16 protein-coding genes and 1 tRNA gene are annotated in these 20,291 nt (G+C 72.3%); 9 read left to right on the top strand and 8 right to left on the bottom strand.

The window, feature by feature from the left end; all coding sequences use genetic code 11:
- Positions 1-10 precede the first annotated feature (10 nt).
- Both ACZ45T_RS32960 and ACZ45T_RS32955 read right to left on the bottom strand, forming a co-directional pair.
- Complete coding sequence (locus ACZ45T_RS32960; RefSeq protein WP_468447809.1) at positions 11-1,051, bottom strand: carbohydrate ABC transporter permease; 1,041 nt, start codon at positions 1,049-1,051, stop codon at positions 11-13.
- On the bottom strand, positions 1,048-2,382 hold the full coding sequence (locus ACZ45T_RS32955; RefSeq protein WP_468447808.1) for an ABC transporter substrate-binding protein: 1,335 nt from the start codon (positions 2,380-2,382) through the stop codon (positions 1,048-1,050). The genes ACZ45T_RS32960 and ACZ45T_RS32955 overlap by 4 nt, the downstream gene beginning before the upstream one ends.
- Positions 2,383-2,799: 417 nt before the next feature.
- Between ACZ45T_RS32955 and ACZ45T_RS32950 the strand changes: the two genes are divergently transcribed.
- From ACZ45T_RS32950 to ACZ45T_RS32940, 3 genes are all read left to right on the top strand, one after another.
- Entirely contained in the window at positions 2,800-3,486 is a 687-nt protein-coding gene (locus ACZ45T_RS32950; RefSeq protein WP_468447807.1) for a hypothetical protein, read from the top strand.
- 66 nt (positions 3,487-3,552) lie between these two features.
- Positions 3,553-3,625, top strand: a tRNA-Cys gene (locus ACZ45T_RS32945).
- Positions 3,626-3,627: 2 nt separating this feature from the next.
- Positions 3,628-5,514 carry a hypothetical protein gene (locus ACZ45T_RS32940; protein WP_468447806.1) on the top strand — a complete coding sequence of 629 codons (1,887 nt, stop codon included), beginning with the start codon at positions 3,628-3,630 and terminating at the stop codon, positions 5,512-5,514.
- Here ACZ45T_RS32940 and ACZ45T_RS32935 read toward each other — a convergent pair.
- On the bottom strand, positions 5,471-5,833 hold the full coding sequence (locus ACZ45T_RS32935; RefSeq protein ID WP_468447805.1) for a hypothetical protein: 363 nt from the start codon (positions 5,831-5,833) through the stop codon (positions 5,471-5,473). The genes ACZ45T_RS32940 and ACZ45T_RS32935 overlap by 44 nt on opposite strands.
- Before the next feature lie 190 nt (positions 5,834-6,023).
- Between ACZ45T_RS32935 and ACZ45T_RS32930 the strand changes: the two genes are divergently transcribed.
- The gene (locus ACZ45T_RS32930) at positions 6,024-6,494 is read left to right on the top strand and encodes a universal stress protein (protein WP_468447804.1); all 471 of its coding nucleotides are present in this window, start codon (positions 6,024-6,026) and stop codon (positions 6,492-6,494) included.
- Between the two features lie 77 nt (positions 6,495-6,571).
- On the opposite strand, the gene ACZ45T_RS32925 is transcribed toward ACZ45T_RS32930, so the two are convergent.
- Together ACZ45T_RS32925 and ACZ45T_RS32920 are read right to left on the bottom strand one after the other, a co-directional pair.
- On the bottom strand, positions 6,572-7,498 hold the full coding sequence (locus ACZ45T_RS32925; protein WP_468447803.1) for a serine/threonine dehydratase: 927 nt from the start codon (positions 7,496-7,498) through the stop codon (positions 6,572-6,574).
- Between the two features lie 88 nt (positions 7,499-7,586).
- Positions 7,587-8,240: a TetR/AcrR family transcriptional regulator gene (locus ACZ45T_RS32920; RefSeq protein ID WP_468447802.1), complete on the bottom strand. Its 654-nt coding sequence runs from the start codon at positions 8,238-8,240 to the stop codon at positions 7,587-7,589.
- A gap of 168 nt (positions 8,241-8,408) precedes the next feature.
- On the opposite strand from ACZ45T_RS32920, the gene ACZ45T_RS32915 reads away from it, so the two are divergent.
- From ACZ45T_RS32915 to ACZ45T_RS32895, 5 genes are all read left to right on the top strand, one after another.
- Entirely contained in the window at positions 8,409-10,100 is a 1,692-nt protein-coding gene (locus ACZ45T_RS32915) for a ricin-type beta-trefoil lectin domain protein (RefSeq protein ID WP_468447801.1), read from the top strand.
- 38 nt (positions 10,101-10,138) lie between these two features.
- A complete protein-coding gene (locus tag ACZ45T_RS32910; protein ID WP_468447800.1) occupies positions 10,139-12,415 on the top strand; it encodes an alpha-N-acetylglucosaminidase in 2,277 nt (758 codons plus the stop codon).
- Positions 12,412-14,082, top strand: a complete 1,671-nt coding sequence (locus tag ACZ45T_RS32905; RefSeq protein ID WP_468447799.1) for a molybdopterin-dependent oxidoreductase — start codon at positions 12,412-12,414, stop codon at positions 14,080-14,082. Before ACZ45T_RS32910 ends, ACZ45T_RS32905 begins: the two co-directional genes overlap by 4 nt.
- The gene (locus tag ACZ45T_RS32900) at positions 14,073-15,146 is read left to right on the top strand and encodes an alpha/beta hydrolase (protein WP_468447798.1); all 1,074 of its coding nucleotides are present in this window, start codon (positions 14,073-14,075) and stop codon (positions 15,144-15,146) included. The genes ACZ45T_RS32905 and ACZ45T_RS32900 overlap by 10 nt, the downstream gene beginning before the upstream one ends.
- A 132-nt stretch (positions 15,147-15,278) precedes the next feature.
- Positions 15,279-16,454 (top strand): serine hydrolase domain-containing protein, encoded by a 1,176-nt coding sequence (locus tag ACZ45T_RS32895; RefSeq protein ID WP_468447797.1) that lies wholly within the window; start codon positions 15,279-15,281, stop codon positions 16,452-16,454.
- A gap of 42 nt (positions 16,455-16,496) precedes the next feature.
- Here the strand turns inward: ACZ45T_RS32895 and ACZ45T_RS32890 are convergent, their stop codons facing one another.
- The 3 genes from ACZ45T_RS32890 to ACZ45T_RS32880 all read right to left on the bottom strand — a co-directional run bounded on the left by ACZ45T_RS32890 (position 16,497) and on the right by ACZ45T_RS32880 (position 20,138).
- A complete protein-coding gene (locus ACZ45T_RS32890; protein WP_468447796.1) occupies positions 16,497-17,783 on the bottom strand; it encodes a cytochrome P450 family protein in 1,287 nt (428 codons plus the stop codon).
- A gap of 84 nt (positions 17,784-17,867) precedes the next feature.
- Positions 17,868-19,154: a putative Ig domain-containing protein gene (locus ACZ45T_RS32885; protein WP_468447795.1), complete on the bottom strand. Its 1,287-nt coding sequence runs from the start codon at positions 19,152-19,154 to the stop codon at positions 17,868-17,870.
- Between the two features lie 90 nt (positions 19,155-19,244).
- A complete protein-coding gene (locus ACZ45T_RS32880; protein WP_468447794.1) occupies positions 19,245-20,138 on the bottom strand; it encodes a LysR family transcriptional regulator in 894 nt (297 codons plus the stop codon).
- Between the last annotated feature and the right edge of the window lie 153 nt (positions 20,139-20,291).

Raw genomic sequence — 20,291 nt, 5'->3', positions numbered from 1 at the left:
CAGTGGCGCCTCAACTCTCGTCTCCCTTCGACAGACGGCGGCCCAGCAGGCTGAAGACCAGCGTCAGGAGGAACAGCAGGATGGAGATGGCGGAGGCGTAGCCGGTCTCGCCGGAGAAGCCGAGGCCGACCTGCCGGATGAGGAAGGGGAGGGTGCGGGCGCCGCCGCCCGGGCCGCCGCTCTCGCCTCCGAGGATGTAGATCTCGGTGAAGACGCGCAGCGCCGAGATGGCGGAGAGGGTGCCGACCAGCAGCATCATCGGCTTCACCTGGGGGACGGTGATGCTGAAGAAGCGGCGGACGGGGCCGGCGCCGTCGATCGCGGCCGCCTCGTGGAGGGAGGCGGGGACGTTCCCGAGGGCCGCCAGGTAGAAGACCATGTAGTAGCCGAGGCCCTTCCACACGGTCACGATCATCGCGGAGACCAGCAGCATCGTGCTGTCCGTGAGGAACGGGATCGGCTCGGAGATGATGTTCAGCTTCTGGAAGACGGTGTTGACGAGGCCGTCGCTGCGCAGCACCCACTGCCAGATCAGCCCGACGACCACGGCGGAGGCGATCACCGGCGTGTAGAAGGCGGAGCGGAAGAACCCGATGCCGGGGATCTTGGTCTGGACGAGGACCGCGAGGGCCAGCGGCAGGAAGACCAGGCACGGCACGACGACGGCGAGGTACGCCACGCTGTTGCCGGTCGCGACCCAGAAGTCGGGGTCGTCGAAGGCGCGGCGGTAGTTGTCGAGGCCGACGAAGGTGCCACCGCGCAGGATCTGGGCGTCGGTGAAGGAGAGGATGACGGTGTTGACGAACGGCCAGAGGCTGAACAGCGTCACCATCGCCAGGCCCGGGGCGAGGAAGAGGTACGGGGTCCACCACTTGCGGTGGCGCAGTCCCGTCTCGGCCTCCATGGCCCGCAGGGACGCTCTGCGGCGACGCTTCTCGCGGCGGCTTCGCTGCTTCGCCACGGTGCCGGCGTCGGGGCCGGCGTCGGCGCGGGCGTCGGGGCCGTCGTCGGGGCCGGCGGGCGCGGGGGCCGGAACGCGGGTGGCGGTCACTTCGCGGCCGCGTTGGAGAGGAGCTTGTTCGCCGCCTCCTGGGCCTTCTTCACCGCCGTCCGGGGGTCCTGCTCGCCCGTGATGGCCTTCTGCACCTCGCGTACGACGGCATCACCGACCTGATTGGTCCACTGGACGGGGGTATTGGCGTCCAGCGCGGCGGTCTTCAGCTGCTCGGCTCCGACCGCGCGGGCGAGGGTCTCCGCGTCCTTGCCGTCGCCCTTGTCCGCGAAGTACGGGTCGGCGAGGCCCTGGGCGTTGGACGGGTAGATGGTGGCCTTCCTGGAGAACTCCACCTGGTTGGGGCCGTTGGTGACCCACTTCGCGAACTCGGCCGCCGCGTCGGGGTGCTTGGTGTCCTTCTTGATGCCGAGCGACTGCGCGTAGATGCCGATGTGGCCGAGCTTGCCGGTGACGGCTCCCGCGACCTGGGTCTTCGCGTAGACCTGCGGGGCGTTCTGCTTGATGTCCTTGACGAAACCCGGGGAGCCGGGACCGAAGACGAGCTTGCCGCTGCCGTAGAGCTGGTTGATGTCGTCGGACTTGAGCAGGGACTCCTTGGGCATGGCGCCCTTGGCGTACAGGTCCTTCATCCGCTCCACCCAGGCGACGGCCTGGTCGGTGTCGAAGGTGAACCGGTCCTGCTGCTCGCTGAGGATCGGGATGCCCATCTTCTGCCAGTCCCCGGGCAGCCGGCCCTTGGGGTCGGCCATGAAGGCGGAATACTGGCCGCCGGACTTGGCGGCGATCTGCTCGGCGTAGTCGAAGAACTGCTCCACGCCGGTCGGCGGCTCGGCCGGGTTCAGGCCGGCCTTCTCGAAGAGCTCTCTGTTGTAGGTGAGGATCTCCGGGGTCACGTACCACGGGTACGCGTACACGCTGTCGCCCTTGCCGGGCAGTTTGAACTGCTCCCAGGCGCCCGGCACGTACTCCTTGGCGACGGCCCCGTCGAGCTTGGCGACGTCGGCGAGCATGCCCCGGTCGGCAAGGAGCTGGAAGGAGTCGGTGGACAGGTTGACCACGTCCGGGAGGGCGCCGGCCTGCGCGTCGGCGACCAGCTTCTCGTTGTAGCCGTCGCCGGGGACGTCCTCCCACTTGACCTTGACCTCGGGGTACTTCTTCTCGAAGGCGTCGATGACCGCCTGCACGTACGCGGTGAACGTGGGCTTGAGCTGGAGGGTCCGGAAGGTGATCTCACCGGCCACCTTGCCCGTCTTCTCCGCCTCCTTGGCGTCGCCGGCGCCGCCGCTCAGGCCGCACGCGGCGGTCGAGAGGAGGGCTCCGGCCACCACCGTGGCAACAGCGATCCGGGTCGGGTTCGAACGAGTCATCGTCGCCGCCTTCGCAGATGTCCGGCCTCATTGCCGGAGGCGTGCCCACGGTCGCCGGAAAGCAAGACCTCGTCAATGAGGCAGGGGAGGCGGTGGCCGGTGACGCATAGGTGTGGAATGGCACGGCGGCGTCGCACACGCCCCCGAGGGCTGGATCCCTGCGCCCCCCACCTGCACTAATGCGCTTTAGTTCCAAGGCCGTTGAGCATGATATCGATTCGATAACGAAGCTGGTCGGCCGTCAGGATGTGACTCTTTATCGACGGTTCGCGAGGGCATGCACTAATGCGCTTTACCAGTCGGCCGCCAAAGCGGTTTAGCGCCGGTGGCGACCCCGGCCCCGCCACCACCCCCACAGCGGGTCTGCTAGGTTGAACGCGTTCAGTTGAACGCGTTCAGGATTTTGAGGGGGCGGCCATGAGTGCCGGACAGGAAAGCGATGCGCGGGTCCACCCGGCCCACAAGGTGCAGCGGGCCCTCGCGGTGGGCGCCGTGCTCGCCGCTCTGCCCATCGTGCTGTGGGGCCTGCAGAACGAATACGTTGCCGCCCTGTACGTCACGACCGGTGCGTGCGTATCGGCTCCCTTGTTCTTCGTGCGCCGCGCGAAGTCCTTCGTGTGCGGCTGCGCGATCGTGGGATTCTCGCTGATCCCCGTGGGAGTGCTGGGTGTCTTCTTGGGCCTGTTCCTGTTCTGGCCCTCGGCGCTCCTCCTCCTGTTGGCCGCGCTCGGGGATCCGCGCAAGCGCCGGGTCGCCGCGTGGGTCTCGGGTGTGGTCGGCGCCCTGGTGATCGCGGGAGTCGTGGCGCTGACCGCCTACTTCGCCTGGCACCTCTACGTCGGCCCCGCGATGGCCCGGCCGCACACGTACCGCGCGGAAACCGATCCCGGGTGGTTCCGCGACGGGCTCAGGGACGCCAATGAACGACTGCGGCCGTACGGGGCGACGGCGGTCTACGGATCGGGGCCGAGCGGCGCCCTCTTGCTGCACGTCCGTTTTCCCGACGACCTCCCCGAGGAGCAGCGTGGACGGCTGAAGCAGCAGATCGCTCAACTGCCCGGCGTCAGGGGGGTCGAGCTGTGCTCGGTGCGCGACTGCGGCTGACCGGCGGCAGAGCGCGGGGAACGTGGTTGTGCGAGCAGTCTTCGGACATCTAGGTTTCACCCACAACGGCGTGTAGCTCAGCAGCCAGAGCACCGACCTGCACAGTCGGAGGGCGCAGGGGCAGGACCTGCCACGCCGGCAATGGACGAGAACGATCCCCTCGCGGACCTGACCCTGAGCGACGCCTTCGACCACTGCCTCACGGACGAAGGCCTCGCCTGGCTGCGGTCGTTGCTGGACAGCGGACGGTACGAGGTACGCGCACCCGAGGAGGCCGCGCTGCTCACCATGGCCTGGCTGCTGCGCGCCGGCGACGGCTCCGGCGCGGCGGAACTCGTCGAGGAGCTACGGCCCCACTCCCACGAAGTCCGCTTCGCCCCGCGGCCCGCGAAGCTCCCCTCCCCCGGCCCGGACCTCGCACACCGCCGTACCGTCGGCGAGGCCGCCGCCCTGCTGGCCCGCCGGAAGCCCCACGCGGGCGTCGAGGCGCAGCGCGAGGCCCTCACGGTGTGGCGGCCCTTCGAGGACGAGCTGCTCGCCCACTGGCTGCGCACCGACACGGACGGCCCGGAGTGGAATGCCGCCGGCGCCACCCTGTTGGAGCGCTACCGAACCCTGGCGGCCGCCCACACCCGCTGCACCAAGCACCTCGACCCCAAGTCGAACGCCTCGATCCTGCGCCGCGCACTGGAAGCGATCCTCGCAGGCCGGGAGTTGGCGCCCCGGCAGGCCGGCCTGCTGCGGCATGCCGTGACCTCGACGGCCGCCAGGCGGGACCGACCGCGACAGCCGGACCGGCCCACGCACCACGAGTTGGCCGCGCTGGTGCTGCGCCGGCTCTCCGCCCACCCCGTGGACCGGGGGCTGCCGCAGGCCCAGCTCGGGCCGCTCCTCGGCCCGGTGACCGCCGAGGAGGCCTCGGAGAGCGGCTTGCCCGCCGGGACCGCGATACCGGCGTCGGTGCGCGAGGTCGTCGTCGGCGCCCTCGATGCGCCTTTGGAGGTACTGCTGGAGCACGGGGCGATCCCCTCCGCGGAGGTGCTGGCCGAACTGGCGCCCCAGCTGATCGCGACGCACCACGCCCAGGGCTACGCCGACGCGTCCCTGCGCACCCTGATGGCGGCCGTCCACCGTCCCCGGCGCCACGTCACGAACGTGTGGCTCCCGGCGGCGTACCACGTAGCGGTGTCCGACCTGCCCTGGGTCCGCGCGGTCGACCGGTGGCACCGGCACGAACCGGCGGTTCGGGCCCTCACGGCCCTCACGTGGCTGACCGAAACGTCCCTGCGGGTCTTCCCGGGCACCGGACTGCCCACCCGCCTCCTGTACATGATGTCCCAGCTCGCCGTCCGGGCGGAGCTGGCTACGCCCATCCTCCTGGAGCCCTTCGCGGACGATTTCAGCGGGGCGGCCTCTCCACGCCTTCTCGACGCGGCCTGGAACGCCGCCGCACTGCTGCGCGGCACCCTGTACGAGCGTTACTACGGCATCGACTACGCCGCGGTGCGGGACCTGGCGGAAGCGGACGACCGGGACGGCATCTCGCGACTGTGCGCCGAGCGCGCCGGCCGTCCCGTGCTCATGCCCCAGCCGCACCACTGGCGGCCGAGCCCGACCCTGACCATGGACCCGGCCGTCACCGAACAGGCCCGCATCCTCACCACGTTCAACCTCGCCACCCTGGTCCGGTACGCGGGCATCGCCCCCGGGCCCGACTGGGGCGACCTGGCCCGAGGCGCGTTCGCCGCCGCGACCCGCCCCCGGGCCACCGCCAAGCACACGGAGTGCGCTTGGCGGCAGCTCGTCTTCCACCTCTCGCTGTGCGGCGCGGACGAGCAGGCCTCCGTACTCACCTGGATCGACGCGCGGGCCGCCCGGCTCCCCGTTCGCACCGCCGCCCGGATCGCCCTGCCGCTCGCGGGGCTCCGGCTCGCCGCGGCGGGGCGCGGGGGCGGTGGCGGTAGCGGTAGCAGTGGCAGGACTGCTACATCGGGTACTCGGTCTTTTCTGCGAGCTTTCCGTCCTTGAAGCAGAAGCGGAGCACGGTCTCCTTGCCGTTCTTGCTGTCACCACTGGAGAGGTACCAGGCACACGTGCTGCCCTCGGGCTCGGCCGGGCCGCCCTCCTTGAGGGCGCTCTTGACGAAGCTCTCGCCCGAGGGGAGCTTGCCGCGGACCTCGCTCTCCGCGTCGCCGACCTTCGCGGCCTCGTAGACCTTGGGGTCGACCAGGGTCTTGTCGGCCATGTCGAGGACCTTCCCCATGCCGAAGACCACGGCCACGAGGAGGCCGACGCCCACTACCAGCGCCACGCCGCACCCGATCAGACAACCCTTGCGCTGAGCCACGCCCGTTCCTCCGTGTCGTTTCGCGTCCGGCGGCGATCGCCTGGACTCCCACACCCTCACAAGGACCGGATGCCGCGGGCTGTCCTCGAAAGTCGTCGGCTCCCGCAACGATCGTCGTTCGAGGTCGGACCCCCTGTTCGGGGTATACAGGGAGGAGATCGACTATTCGGGCGAAGCGAGAGGAACCACCGTGAGCGAGCACACCATCGAGCCTCTGATCGTCGTCGGCGTGGACGGTTCGAACCATTCCAAGGAGGCCCTGCGCTGGGCGGTCGCGCAGGCCGGGATGATGGGCGGCCGGGTGCACGCCGTGATGGCCTGGGAGTGGAACCGCAATCCCTTCGCGGTCGGCGCGGCGCCCGAGCAGGCCTCCGACGGTGAGGCGGTGAGCGCCGAGGAGACGGCCCGGCGGAAGCTGGCGGACACCGTCGCCGCGGCCGTCGGCGCCTCGCCGGGCGTGCCGGTGTTCCGTCGCGTCGAGCAGGGAACCGCGGCCCAGGTGCTGGTCGACGCCTCGAAGGAGGCGGACCTGACCGTGGTCGGCACCCGCGGGTACGGCGGTTTCAAGGGCGCCCTGCTGGGCTCGGTGAGCCAGCAGGTCGTCCAGTACTCCACCAGCACCGTCGTGGTCGTCCGCGAGGGCGAGGACGACGAGGACTGACGAAGCCGGCGAGGACCGATGAGTGGCGCGCGCCGACGGCAGGCACGGCCAGGGTCTGGTCCCTCAGGCCCCGGGGGTCACGGCACCAGGTCGCCGGGGTCCGTGTTCGCTCCGCAGAGGATGACGGCGACGCGCTCGCCCAGTGGCTGCGGCGCGCAGCGCAGCGCCGCGAGGGCGGTGGCCGCGCCCGCCTCGACCACGATCCGGTGCTCCTCCCAGAGCGCGCGCCGGGCAGCCGTGATCGCCGCGTCGGGCACGAGGACCGACCGTACGTTCTTCTCCTGCGCGGCGGCCAGTGCGTCCGCCGAGACCCGGGTGGCCCCCAGCGAGTCGGCGGCCACGGAGTCCACGGCCACGTCCACGACCCGGCCGGCCGTCAGGGCCGCGTTCAGGGCCCGGCAGTTCTCCGGCTCGGCCGCGATCACCCGTACGTCGTGTTCGCGCGCCGCGGTGGCGACCCCGGCGAACAGTCCGCCGCCGCCGACCGCGACGACCACGGTGTCCAGCCCGGGCAGGGCGGCCCGGATCTCGTCGAACAGTGTCCCGGCGCCCGCCGCGATGAGCGGGTGGTCGTAGGCGTGGCTGCTCAGGGCGCCGCTGTCGGCGGCGAACTCCCGGCAGGCGGCCAGGGCTTCGGCGTACCGGTCGCCGACGAGCCGGACCTCGGCCCCGTATCCGCGCAGCCGGTCCACCTTCACCCGCGGGGCGCTCTCGGGCAGGAACACGGTCGCGGGCACGGACAGCGTGCGGGCCGCCCAGGCGCAGGCGAGCCCGGCGTTGCCGCCGGAGGCGATGGTGACTCCCGCGGCCGGCAGCGTGCCGGCCCGGTGGTGGGCGGCGAGGAAGTTGCGGGCGCCGCGGGCCTTGAAGGAACCGGTGTGCTGGAGGTGCTCCAGCGCGTACCAGACCCCCTCGGCCGCCGGGACCACGGCGACGGGCCGTATCCCTCCCGCGATCCGGTCGGCGGCGGCGCGTACGGCTGCGTAGTCGAGCTGCTGTTCCATGGTCGGACTGCCTTTCGGGCGGCGGGCGTTCAAGCGGCGGGCTTTCGGGCTGCGGGCATTCAGGCGGCGGGGCTCGGGCCGCGGGCATTCAGGCGGCCGGCTCGGACGACGGCCGGGCCGCCTCGATCAGCTGGCGCAGGGCGCCGTAGTACACCTCGTGGTCGGTCAGGGCGGGCAGTACGTCGGCCAGTCCGCCGGAGAGCACGGGGAAGCGCTCCGGATCCAGCGCGGCCAGGGCCGCCCGCGAGGCGGCGGTGGCTCCGGCCGGATCCCGGTGGTCCACGAAGGCCGCGCTGCCCAGCGTGAGCAGGTACATGCGGCGGTAGACGGTCATCGCCTCGGCCGCGGTCATCCCCGCGGCCACGCTGTCGGCGAGGGCGGGCTCGACGAGCCGGGCCAGCAACTGCCGCCCGAGCCAGGGCCGGCCGCCGCGCAGCACCAGCAGTCCGGGGTGGGCGGTGAGCAGCAGGTACAGCGCGCGGAAGCGCTGCTCGGTGGCCTGCGCCCAGTCCGTGCCGGCGGGGATCTCGGGGAGCTGCGCGGCCAGGTGCTCGGTGCACAGGTCGAGCAGCCCGGCGAGGTCGACGCAGCGGCGCTGGACGGTGGCGTGGGAGATGCCGAGCCGGTCGGCGAGGGTGCGGAAGCTCAGGTGCCCCGGCCCCTCCTCGTCGAGGATCCGCAGGGCGGCGACGGCGATGGCCTCGGGGGTCGCCAGATCGAGGGCGGGTGATCTTCTCGGCATGAGATACACCGTATCATCCGACGTCACATACGACGTATCGCCACTTTCGTGTGACATCTATTGCAGCCATATTGCTGGTGATCGGCCGACAATCAGCGACCTATGTTGACAGTGGGTAGTCGTATCGCTGCACTGGGCGCACGACTGCCCCCACGTCAAGGAGACTCCGTGCCGCTTCGCCTGCGTGCAACGCTCCCCTGCCTGACCGCGGCCGCGCTGTTCGCCCTCGCGCTCTCCCCCGCCCCGGTCGCGGCCGAGCCCCGGGCGACCTCGGACACCCCGCTCGCGCTCACCCCGCCCATGGGCTGGAACAACTGGGCCCACTACATGTGCGACATCGACGAGGCCAAGGTGGTCGCCAACGCCGACGCGCTCGTGTCCACCGGGCTCGCCGCCAAGGGCTACGACACGGTGACCGTCGACGACTGCTGGATGACCAAGAGCAGGGACGCGCAGGGCAATCTGGTCGTCGACACGGCGAAGTTCCCGCACGGCATGGCCTGGCTCGGCGAGTACCTGCACGCCAAGGGCCTGAAGTTCGGCATCTACGAGGACGCCGGCTCCCTCACCTGCGAGAAGTACCCCGGCAGTGGAGCCCCCCAGGGCGGCGGCGCGGACCACTACGCGCAGGACGCCCGGCAGTTCGCCTCCTGGAAGGTGGACTACGTCAAGATGGACGGCTGCAACCTGTGGGTCCCGGAGGGCAGGACCAAGGAGCAGGCCTACCGCGACGCGTACAACGCCGTCGCGAACGCCCTTCGGACCAGCGGCCGGGACATGGTCCTGTCGGCCTCCGCGCCCGCCTACTTCCAGCAGGGCGAATGGGGCGGCTCCGACTGGCACAAGGTCCTCGGCTGGGTCGGCGAGACCGGCCAGCTGTGGCGCGAGGGCCGGGACATCAAGGTCTACAACCCGGCCACGCCCGCCACTTCGCGGTGGAGTTCGGTACTGGGCAACTACGGCTACAACCGCTGGCTCGGCCGGTACGCGGGCCCCGGCAACTGGAACGACCCCGACTTCCTGATCGCGGGCGCCCCCGGGCTCACGGCGGCGGAGAGCCGCAGCCAGGTCGCCCTCTGGGCCATGATGGCGGCCCCGTTCATCCTGTCCTCCGAGGTCGCCAAGCTGAACCAGGCCGGGATCGCGGCGCTCGGCAACACCCGGATGATCGAGCTCGACCAGGACCCGATGGGCCGTCAGGGCGCCGTGGTCTCCTCCAACGCGACCTTCGAGATCCTGGTCCGCGACCTCGCCAACGGCGACCGCGCGGTGGCCGTGCTCAACCGCTCCGCCTCCGCCCGCGAGATCGCGGTGCCGCTCGCCGAGGTCGGGCTGCCGTCCTGCACGGCCGACGCGCAGGACCTGTGGAGCGGGCAACGGCGTGAGCTCTCCGGCACGTTGACCGGGAAGGTCGGCGCCCACGACACCGGCGTCTGGCGGCTCACCCCGGGCGGCGGCTGCGCCGAGGCCGTGCCGACCGGGCAGATCGTCGGCAACGGCGTCACGTGCGCGGACGGGGCCAACACCACGGGCGTCGGCGCGGTCGTGCTCGCCGCGTGCACCGGCGCCCCCGACCAGCGGTGGACCCTCGGCGTCGACGAGCGCCTGCGGCTGGCCGGCGAGTGCCTCTCGGCGGGCGAGGACGGCGTGGTGGAGCTGGCCGACTGCGCGCCCCGGCCGGCGGAGCAGCCCGGCCAGAGCTGGGAGCACCGCCGCGACGGGGCCCTGATCGAGCAGGCGAGCGGACTGTGCCTGACGGCTCCGGCCCTGGTGGCCACCCCGGGCGCCCCGGCCGAGCGGCTGCGGCTGGCCCCCTGCGGCGACCACCGGGTCGACCAGGCCTGGGCCCTGCCGGTCTGACCGACAAGACACCCCCTAGCCGACGGATGACGAACCCGATGCAACGAAGCGGACGCCGCCTGCCCGCCCCCCGCCCGGTGGCCCTCGCCGCTCTTCCCGCGGCGCTGCTGGCCCTGCTCTGTGCGGGGCCGGCCCCCGGGGCCACCGCCCCGGGGGCGGGGGCGCCCGTACGTGCCGACGTCACGGCCGTCGCGCGGCCGGGGGCGCCCGGGACCTTTGACACCGGGCCCGCGCGGGCCGCCCTGGAGCGGCTGCTCCCGCGGCACGCCGGGCAGTTCACCCTGGTGCCCGACACGGCCGCCGCCGAAGACGCCTTCACGGTGTCCGGGACCGCCGGCGCGATCATCGTGCGCGGCAGCACCGGAGCCACCCTGCTCACGGGGGTCGGCTGGTACCTCCAGCACGTCGCCGGGGCCGACATCGGCTGGCCCGGCGACAGCATCGGCATGCTGCCCGACCGGCTGCCGGGCGTGCCCGCGGCGGTCACCCGCAGGGCGCAGGTCCCGCACCGGTACGCGCTCAACGACACCGACGACGGGTACTCCGGCCCGTACCGCACCTTCGAGGAGCACCAGCGGCAGATCGACCTGCTCGCCCTGCACGGCATCAACGAGGTGTTCGTGCAGGTGGGCGCCGAGTATCCGTACTACCGGGCGCTCCAGGACTTCGGCTACTCCGCCGAGGAGCTGCGGCAGTGGATCCCCGGCCCCGGCCACCAGAGCTGGTGGCTGCTGCAGAACCTGAGCGGTTTCGGCGGGCCGGTCTCCGAGCGGCTGATGCGCGAGCGCGCCGAGCTGGGCGGACGGATCGCCGAGCAGCTGCGCGGCCTCGGCATGACCCCGGTGCTGCCCGGCTTCTTCGGCACCGTGCCGCCTGAGTTCGCCGCCCGCAACCCGGGGGCGGCCACCGTGGCGCAGGGCGACTGGGCGGGCTTCGACCGCCCGGACTGGCTGGATCCCGCCTCGCCGGTGTTCGGGAAGCTGGCCGCCGCGTACTACGCGGAGCAGCGCGCGGTGTTCGGGGACAGCACGATGTACCGGATGAGCCCGCTGCACGAGGGCGGCCAGACCGGCTCCGTCGACGTGGGCTCCGCCGCGGGAGCCATCCAGGACGCCCTGCACGCCTCCCACCCGGGCGCGCTGTGGGCGGTGCTGGGCTGGCAGGACGACCCGACCGCGGAACTCCTCGCCGGGGTGGACACCTCGAAGGTGCTGATCCTGGACGGGCTGTCCGACCGGTACAACCGCCTGGACCGCGAGACCCGTTGGGGCGGCGCGCCGTACGCCATGGGCACCATCTACAACTTCGGCGGGCACACCACGATCGGCGCGAACACCTCCGTGTGGATCGAGCGGTTCGGCCCCTGGCGCGACAAGAGCAACAGCGCGCTCACCGGGATCGCCTACCTGCCGGAGGCCACCGGGACCAATCCGGCGGCCTTCGACCTCTTCACCGACCTGGCCTGGGAGACCGGACCGATCGACCAGCGCGCGTGGTTCGCCGATTTCGCGGCCCGCCGCTACGGCCGGCCGGACGCCGAGGCCGCCGCGGCCTGGGAGGAGCTGCGCAAGGGGCCGTACAGCACCTCCTCGGGGCTCTGGTCGGAGTCGCAGGACAGCCTGTTCACCGCGCGGCCAGGCCTGAGCGCGGTGGGGGCGGCGTACTGGAGCCCCAAGTCGATGCGCTATCAGGCCGGTTCGGTGCGCCGTGCCCTGGACCACCTGCTCAAGGTGGATCCGGAGCTGCGGGGCTCCAGCGCCTACCGGTTCGACCTGGTGGACAGCGCCCGGCAGGCCCTCGCCAACCACTCGCGGGTGCTGCTCCCGAAGATCAAGACGGCGTACCAGGCCAAGGACCTGAACCGCTTCCGTGAGCTGACCGCCGAATGGCGCGACGGCGAGCGGAGGTTGGACGCGATCACCGGCGCCGACCCGAACTTCCTCCTCGGCACCTGGCTGACCAAGGCCCGCTCCTGGGGCGACGACCGGGCCGAGCAGGACCGGTACGAGTACGACGCCCGCTCGCTCCTCAGCGTGTGGGGCCGCCGCAGCACCAGCGAGGGCGGTTTCCTGCACGACTACGCGAACCGCGAATGGAGCGGCCTGGTCTCGGAGTTGTACGCCCGGCGGTGGGCGCTGTACTTCGATTCGCTGGAGGAGGCACTGGTCTCGGGGACGCAGCCGCGGCAGATCGACTGGCCCGCGTTCGAGGAGGAATGGGCCGGGCGGACCACCCGGCACCCGAACCGGCCGAGCGGGAACCCGTACACCCTCGCGGCCGGAATCGCCGCGGCCCTGCCCCCGGCGGCCGGATGACCCGTCCCCGGGCCGCCGCCGAGCGCCCGCGGCGGCCGGGGAACCCGGAACGCCCGCGGTACCTGCTCGGCGCCGTCAGCGGGGTGGTCGCCGCGTGCGCCGGGCTGGCGCTGGCGGAACTGGCCGCGGCGGCCGTACGGCCCGAGGCGGCGCCCGTCACCGCCGTCGGCGGGGCCGTCGTCGACCTGACTCCCGTAGGGCTGCGGGAGTGGGCGATCCGGCTGTTCGGCACCGCCGACAAGCTGGTGCTGGCCCTCGGCATCATCACGGTACTGGCCGCCGTCGCCGCGGGGGCCGGGATGCTGGCCGTACGCCACCTGCCCGGCGGGATCGCGATCGCGGCCGGCTTCGGGCTGGTCGGCGCCGCGGCCGCGCTCAGCCGGCCGGAGGCGTCCTGGCAGGACGCGCTGCCGTCGCTGGTGGGCGCGGCGGGCTCGGCCTGCGCGCTGTACCTGCTGGTCAGGGCAGCGAACCGGCCCCGGCCGGCCGGCGCACCGCCCGGAGGGACCTGGGCGATGGACCGGCGCGGCTTCGGCCGGCTGGTCGCCGCGACGCTGGCCTTCTCGGCCGCGGTCGGCTTCGCCGGGCGGCGGCTCGGCGCCCACGGCTCGGCGGGGGCGACCGCCTCCCGGGCCCGTTTCGTACTCCCCCGGCCCGCCGTGCCCGCGCCACCGGTGCCCGCCGGGGCGGACCTGAAGGTCCCCGGGCTGTCCCCCTTCCTCACCCCCAACCGGGACTTCTACCGGGTGGACACCGCCCTGGTCGTCCCGCGCGTGGACGCGGACACCTGGCACCTGCGCATCCACGGCGAGGGGGTGACCCGGCCGCTCACCCTCGACCTGCGGAAGCTGCTGGCCCGCCCGCTGGTCGAACACGACATCACCCTCACCTGCGTGTCCAACGAGGTCGGGGGCCCGTACGCGGGCAACGCCCGCTGGCTCGGCGTACGCCTCGCGGACCTGCTGCGCGAGGCGGGCGTACGGCCGCCGTCCCAAGGGGGTCCCGCCGACCAGCTGGTGGCGCGTTCGGTGGACGGCATGACCATCGGGACACCCGTCGAGGCCGTCATGGACGGCCGGGACGCGCTGCTGGCCGTCGGGATGAACGGCGAGCCGCTGCCCTTCGCGCACGGGTTCCCGGTCCGGATGGTCGTCCCGGGCCTGTACGGGTACGTCTCCGCCTGCAAGTGGCTGACCGAGCTGCGGCTGACCACCTTCGCCGCGTACGACGCGTACTGGGTGCGCCGGTCCTGGGCGCAGCAGGCCCCGGTGAAGACGCAGTCGCGGATCGACACCCCGCGACCGCACGCCGATCTGGCCCCGGGCCGGGTGGCGGTCGCCGGGGTGGCGTGGGCGCAGCACCGGGGGATCGAGCGGGTGGAGGTACGGGTGGACGCGGGTCCCTGGCAGGAGGCGCGGCTCGGGGCGGCCGACGGGAACGACACCTGGCGCCAGTGGGTGTGGCCGTGGGAGGCGACTCCCGGCCGGCACACCCTGGAGGTGCGTGCCACGGACGGCACGGGCGCCGTCCAGACGGGCGAACGCACCGGGACCGTCCCCGACGGGGCGACCGGCTGGCACGTGGTCACGGTGCGCGTGCGGCCGCTGCCCGAAGGGGCCGGGTCCGTACGGTCGCTGCCCGAGGGGGCGGGACGCCGGTGGAGCTGACCAGTACCTCCTTCCTCGTCGCGCTGTTCGTCGTCACCGCGCTCGCCATGCTCGCCGCGCTGCTCCTGTGGAACCGGATCCCCGGCCCGGGGTGGGTGCGGTGGCCCGCACGGGTGCTGATGATCGGGCTGTGCCAGCTCACCGCCATCTGTGTGGTGGCCACCTGGATCAACGGCAGCTACGGGCTCTACTCCTCCTGGAACGACCTGCTGGGCACCGACACCGCGCAGGAGGCGGGCGCGACGACCGGACCGCCGGTGGGCCGGGCCACCTTCACGCAGGGCGGGGACGGCACCCGGACCACCTTCTTCCGGGGCTCGCACTCGAAGCTCTCCGGGCAGGTCACCGTGTGGACTCCCCCGGAGTACAGCGCGCCGGGCGCGGACCGGACCCGCTTCCCGGTGCTGATGCTGCTGCACGGCTACCCGGGCACGCCGCGCACCTGGATCGACCTCGGCGACATGCCCGGCGCGCTGGCCGAGCTGGTGAAGCTGGGCGCGGCGCACCCCTTCATCGTGGTGATCCCCGAGATCTACCCGGGCGGGGTGAACACCGACTGCAGCAACACCCCGCAGCGCAAGATCGCCGACTGGCTCGCGCAGGACGTGCCGGAGCTGGTCGCGCGGAACTTCCGTACGCTGCCCTCCCCGCGCGGCTGGGGGCTGATGGGCGTCTCGACGGGCGGCTTCTGCGCGGCGAAGCTGCCGCTCCAGTACCCGAAGGTGTTCCGGGCGGGCGCGGCCCTGGATCCGGACCCGCTGACGGGCGACCCGGAGGTGCTGGCCGATCCGACGCTGCGCGAGCGCAACAGCCCGATGTGGCTGGTCGAGCACACGCGTAAGGCGGACGTCGGGCTGTTCCTCGCCACGTCCGCGCAGGACAAGGACAGTCCGCCCCGGCAGCTGGCGGCCTTCGCCGAGGCCGCGGCCGCGGCGGGCAGCGGGGTCCGGGTCAAGACGCTGGTCCGCCCGGCCGGCGGCCACAACTTCCAGACCTGGATCGGGATGTACCCGGACGCGCTGGGCTGGCTGAGCACGGAACTGGCGCCGCCGAGCGCCCGGTAGACGCCGTCGGGCGCCGTCACTCCCGGAAGGCCTCCGGAGTGCGGCGGGCGCCACCCCCGGCTAGCGTCCGTGACGAGGCCTGCAATCGCGAGTGGGGGAACGTCCGCCTTCGACCTGTATGGAGGCACCACCGTGCGTCGTTCCAAGACCCTCACCCTCAGCTGCCTGAGCCTTCTTCTGGGTGCTTCGCTGGCGGGCGGCTGTACGCTCAGCCGGGCCGAGAGCGCCCAGCAGGAATGCCCGGCCGGCCAGGTCTCCCGAGGCGACACGTGCCTTCCGGCCGATGCGGCGGACTTCACCAAGCAGCAGGTGGCCGACGCGCTCAAGAAGTACAAGCTGACGGCGGCGATGGCCGAGGTGTGGGTCGACGGTGAACGCGTCTCGTCCGCCGCAGCCGGGGAGACGATGACGGGCTTCCCCGCGACGACGGACATGCGCTTCCGCATCGGCTCGGTCGCGATTCCCTATATGACGACCGCACTGCTCAGGCTCGTGGACGAGGGCAAGGTCAAGCTCGACGACAAGCTCTCCCGCTGGCGCCCGGACCTTCCGCACGCGGACGAGATCACGCTGAAGATGCTGTCCTCCGCCTCCTCCGGGTACGCGGACTACGTCACGGACAAGACCTTCATCGCCGAGCTCTACAAGAACCCCTTCCGGACGTGGACGTCGGAGGAGCGCGTACGGATCGCGGTCTCCAAGCCCCTGGTACGGCCCCCCGGTTCGGGCTTCGCCTACTCGCACGCCAACTGGGTGCTCCTGGGCGACATCATTTCGAAGGTGAAGGGGAAGCCCCTGGCCGAGGTGATGCGCGAGGACGTCCTGGGGCCGCTGGGCCTGACCCACACCGACATCTCGTCCAAGGCGGAGATCCCCGCGCCGGTGCTCCACGGCTTCGACAACGAGCGGGGCGTGTTCGAGGACGCCACCTACTGGAACCCGTCGTGGACGGTGGCGGAGGGCGCGGTGATGACCGGAACGCTGGAGGACATGGCGAAGTCCTTCGCGGCGATCGGCGAGGGGAAGCTGCTGACGCCCGAGTCGCACAAGCTTCAGCTCACACCGGTCGTCAAAGTCAAGGGTGACACCGGGTTCGCCCTGGGTCTGCCGGTGCAGAACACCTGGATCATCCAGAATCCCTCCTTCGCCGGCTACGCGGGCACGGTCGCGTACCTCCCGTCCAAGAAGATCGCCATCGCGACGGTGGCGACGCAGGGCCTCGGCAGCACCGTCCAGAACGCCAGCTCGAACGTCCTGCAGGCGATCGCCAACCACCTGGCCCCTGAGCGGCCCCTGAACCTGGAGTGACGGGCCGCCCGCCGGGTCCGGCCCCGGCGGGCGGTCGCTCCTCTACTCCCTGACCAGGCGGACCGGCAGCGACTGGACGTTGTTGCTGATGAAGCTGCGCTGATGCGGGAGTTCGGCCTCGGAGACCACGAGATCGAGGTCCGGGAAGCGGGTGAAGAGCCGTTCCAGCGCGATCGTGGCCTCGAGCCGAGCGAGCGGGGCGCCCATGCAGTAGTGGGCGCCGTGGCCGAAGGAGAGATGGCGGGCGGCCGTGGGACGCGTGATGTCGAAACGGTCGGCGTCCGGGCCGTGGAAGGCCTCGTCGCGGCCGGCCGCGGTGTATCCGGCGAGCACCGGGGTGCCCTGCGGGATCACGGTGCCGTCCACGGTCAGGTCGCGGGTGGGGTAGCGGAAGGGGAACCAGCTGACCGGACCGTCCCAGCGCAGGGTCTCGTCCACCACGTCCGACCACGTCGCCTTGCCGTCCAGGACGAGGGCGAGCTGATCGCGGTGGGCACACAGGGCGCGGACCGCGTTGGTGACGAGATTGAGGGTCGTCTCGTGGCCGGCGACGAGCATCAGCCGCATGGTGCCGATGAGTTCGGCCTCGCTGAGCCGGTCGCCGTCGTCCTCGCGGGCGGCTATCAGGGCGCTGGTGAGGTCCTCCCCCGGATCGGCGCGCCGGGTGGCCGCGATCGTGCCGATCAGAGCGACGAGCTCCTGGAGGGCGGCCATCTTCTCGGCCGGCGTGATGTCGGTCGCGATGATCACCGTGTTGGTCAGGTGGTGCAGCCGCCCCCGGTGCTCGGGGTCCACGCCGAGCAGCTCGCAGATGACGTTCATGGGGAGCGGGAGCGCGAAGTGCGCGTACAGGTCGGCGACCCCGTCGGAGGCCTCGGCCGCGGCCCGGCCAAGGTCGTCGAGGAGCTCGGCGGTCAGCTCCTCGACGCGCGGCCGCAGGCGCTCCACCTGGCGGGCCGTGAAGGCCTTGCCGACCAGCGAACGCAGCCGGCGGTGGTCGGCGTCGTCGGCCGTGTGCATGCCCTGGGCGTTGGCGAAGACCCGCAGCGGCCAGTCGGCGGGGATGGTGCCGTCGTGCAGGGCCGGGAAGTGCCGGGCGTCCTTGGCCACGTCGGGGTGGGCGAGGAACTCCTTGAGCGCGTCGTGCCCCAGGACGACCGCGCCGGGCACCCCGCCGGGGAGCACGACCTGCGCCACCGCGCCCTGCTCGGCGCGCAGCCGGGCGTTGAGGGCGTGCGGGCAGCCACCGGCGGGGTCGATCACGTGCGGGGTGCCCGAGGCGTGCGAGGTGTCCGAGGCGTGCGGGACGGGTTCGATGTGGGACGACAAGCCGGCTCTCCTGACCTGATGGACGCATACCGGTCAACAGTGCGGCTTCGGTGGCGGGTTGGACAAGTCCGCCCCGGTTCCTCGTCAGAACCAGCTGAGGGTCAGCGCGAAGGTGGTGCCCGCGGTGGCTCCGGTGGAGTCGTTCGCGGTGGCGGTGACCTGGACCGTTCCGCTGCCCCAGGGCTTGCCGGTGATGCGTCCGGTGGCGCTGTCGAGGGTCAGTCCCCAGGGCAGGCCCGTGACGGCGTACCGGACGGGGGGCTTTGCGCCGGTGGTGGCGAGCTGGATGGTGCAGGGCTGGTTGAACTTGCACGTCTGGGGCCCGGGGTTGGTGAGTTTCAGGCCACCGGGGGTGGGGGTCGGGGTGGGTGTGGGCGTCGGGGTCGGAGTGGGCGTGGGGGTCGGTGTGGGGGTCGGGGTCGGCGTCGGGGTGGGCGTCGGGGTGGGCGTGGTACCGCAGCCCGGGGTGGCCTCCGGTGGCAGCGGCACCTTCCAGATCTGGGTGTCGTTCTCCGACCCGACGAGCAGGTTCGCGCAGTCGAGGTACGTCACCGTCTCGCCCTGCGACTGGGCCGGCAGGGCGACGTCCGCGAGCTTGACCCCTGCGGTGTCGTACACGGAGGCGGTGTTGGCCCCCATGGGGCCGCCGCTGCGCAGGGTGTACGAGGCACCCGACGGCGAGAACGCGCCGTCCGTGGCGAACACGGGGCCGGGCCGGACCGCGGTGAGGGTGTTGACCTGGCCGGTCACCGGCGGCAGCGGGGCCTGGTACAGCTGGCCGGGGGCTCCGATGAGCTTGCTCGCGATGGAGAGCCGGCCGGTGACGGGATCCGCGAGGAGGGACTCGGCGTCGTGCTTTCCGTCGGCGTAGGCGAAGCGGTAGGTCACCGGCGTGACCGTGGCGTTGGCGAGCTGATCGGGCTCGGCGAAGCTGTGCACGGTGATCTCGGCGCGCCCGCTGAAGTTGTCCCCGATGTCGCCGACCAGGATCGCCGGGCCGCCCGTGGCGTCCTTGCCGAGCGCCAGGCCTTCCCAGTCGGTGTTGCCGACGCCGGAGACGGTGAAGGTGGCCAGCAGCCGGCCGGTGGCGCTGTTGCAGTCGATGGCGAAGACCTGGTTGGTGTTCCCGCTGTCGTTGACGGCGTAGAACACGCCGGGGTGCTTGCGGCTCATGGCGAGGCCGCTCAGCTCGGCGAGGCCGCCGGGGAGGGTGCACTTCTTCTCCGGCGCCAGGGCTTCGGCGGCCACCACCGCGGCGGACGGGGCCGAGGAGGCGGTCGCACTGGCCATCCAGGCGACGGCGGGCAGGATCGTGGCGAGGGCCGCGGTCGCGAGGGCGGCGGCCCTTGGGGGTGTGAGGAGTGGGGACATGCCCACAATGTGATGGGGCGTCAGTCCATGGCACCAGGGCCAATCACCTCCCGTTCGAGCATCGTTCAATGCCGCGAGGGCATGCCTCGGTCAGCGCACCGGCTCCCGTACGGGCGCCTTGTGCCCGGCCTGCGCGATGAAGGCGCGGGCCGCGCGGCTCAGCGGGCGCCTGGCGTGCACGATGCCCACCGGCCGCAGCAGGGGCGGCGTGAAGGACCGGATCTCGGCCCGGCTGCCGAAGGCTCTCAACACCACGTCGCGGTACCAGATGAGCGAGCCTCGGCCGTCCGTCACGCCCGTCACCCAGGCAAGGCGTTCGTCGACCTCCAGGGAGGGGACGGGCCGCACTCCGAGGCAGCTGAACATGGCCTCCATCTCGGTGCGCCGGCCGGTGCCCGGGGTGGGCAGCACCATCGGCAGCCCGTCGAGCATGCGGAACGGCATCGGGTGGGGCAGCCGGGAGCCGAGTGGCGAGATCAGCACCACCTCGCGCTCCTGGATGTAGTGGGTGGAGAGCTCCTTGTCGACGGGCAGGTCGACCAGGGCCAACTCCGAGCGTCCCTGGTTGAGTTCCTCGACCAGGGCCTCCCTGCTGTCGTGCTGCTGGAGCCGGACGTCGACGGTCGGGTGCCGCTCGGTGAAGGCCGCGACCAGGTCGGTGGCCAGGTCCAGGGCGAGGGTGGGGGTGCTGACGAGGGTCAGGACGGCCCGGCTGTCCTTGCCGTGCGGGGTCCCGATGTCGTCGATGGCCTCCACCGCGTTGAGTACGGTGCGGGCCAGCCGGACGACCCGGGCCCCCTCCGGTGTGAGGTCCACCCCCCTTCCCCGGCGGGCGAGAAGTTCGACTCCGAGATCGCGTTCCATGGCCTGGACGGCCCGGGACAGGGCGGACTGGGCGACGAAGACCGAGGCGGCGGCGCCCGTGATGGAACGGCAGTCTGCGACGGCGACGAGGTAGCGGAGCTGCGCGAGGGTGGGGGTCATGACCGGACGGTAACCGCGTGAGGCTGTACCTGTAAGGGCTCGTCAGGTGAACAACTGACCGGCTCCGGCGTGGCTTTCATGCCCGGTCGGCGGCTACGCATGCCCGTGCGGCATGCCCGCGGGGATGCGGCGCCCTGCGAGGGGCTCCGGGGG

It is taken from the genome of Streptomyces sp. NPDC030995 (genome assembly GCF_055571215.1).
The sequence above is the reverse complement of the archived record's forward strand: the minus strand, read 5'-3'. Positions and strand labels throughout refer to the sequence as shown.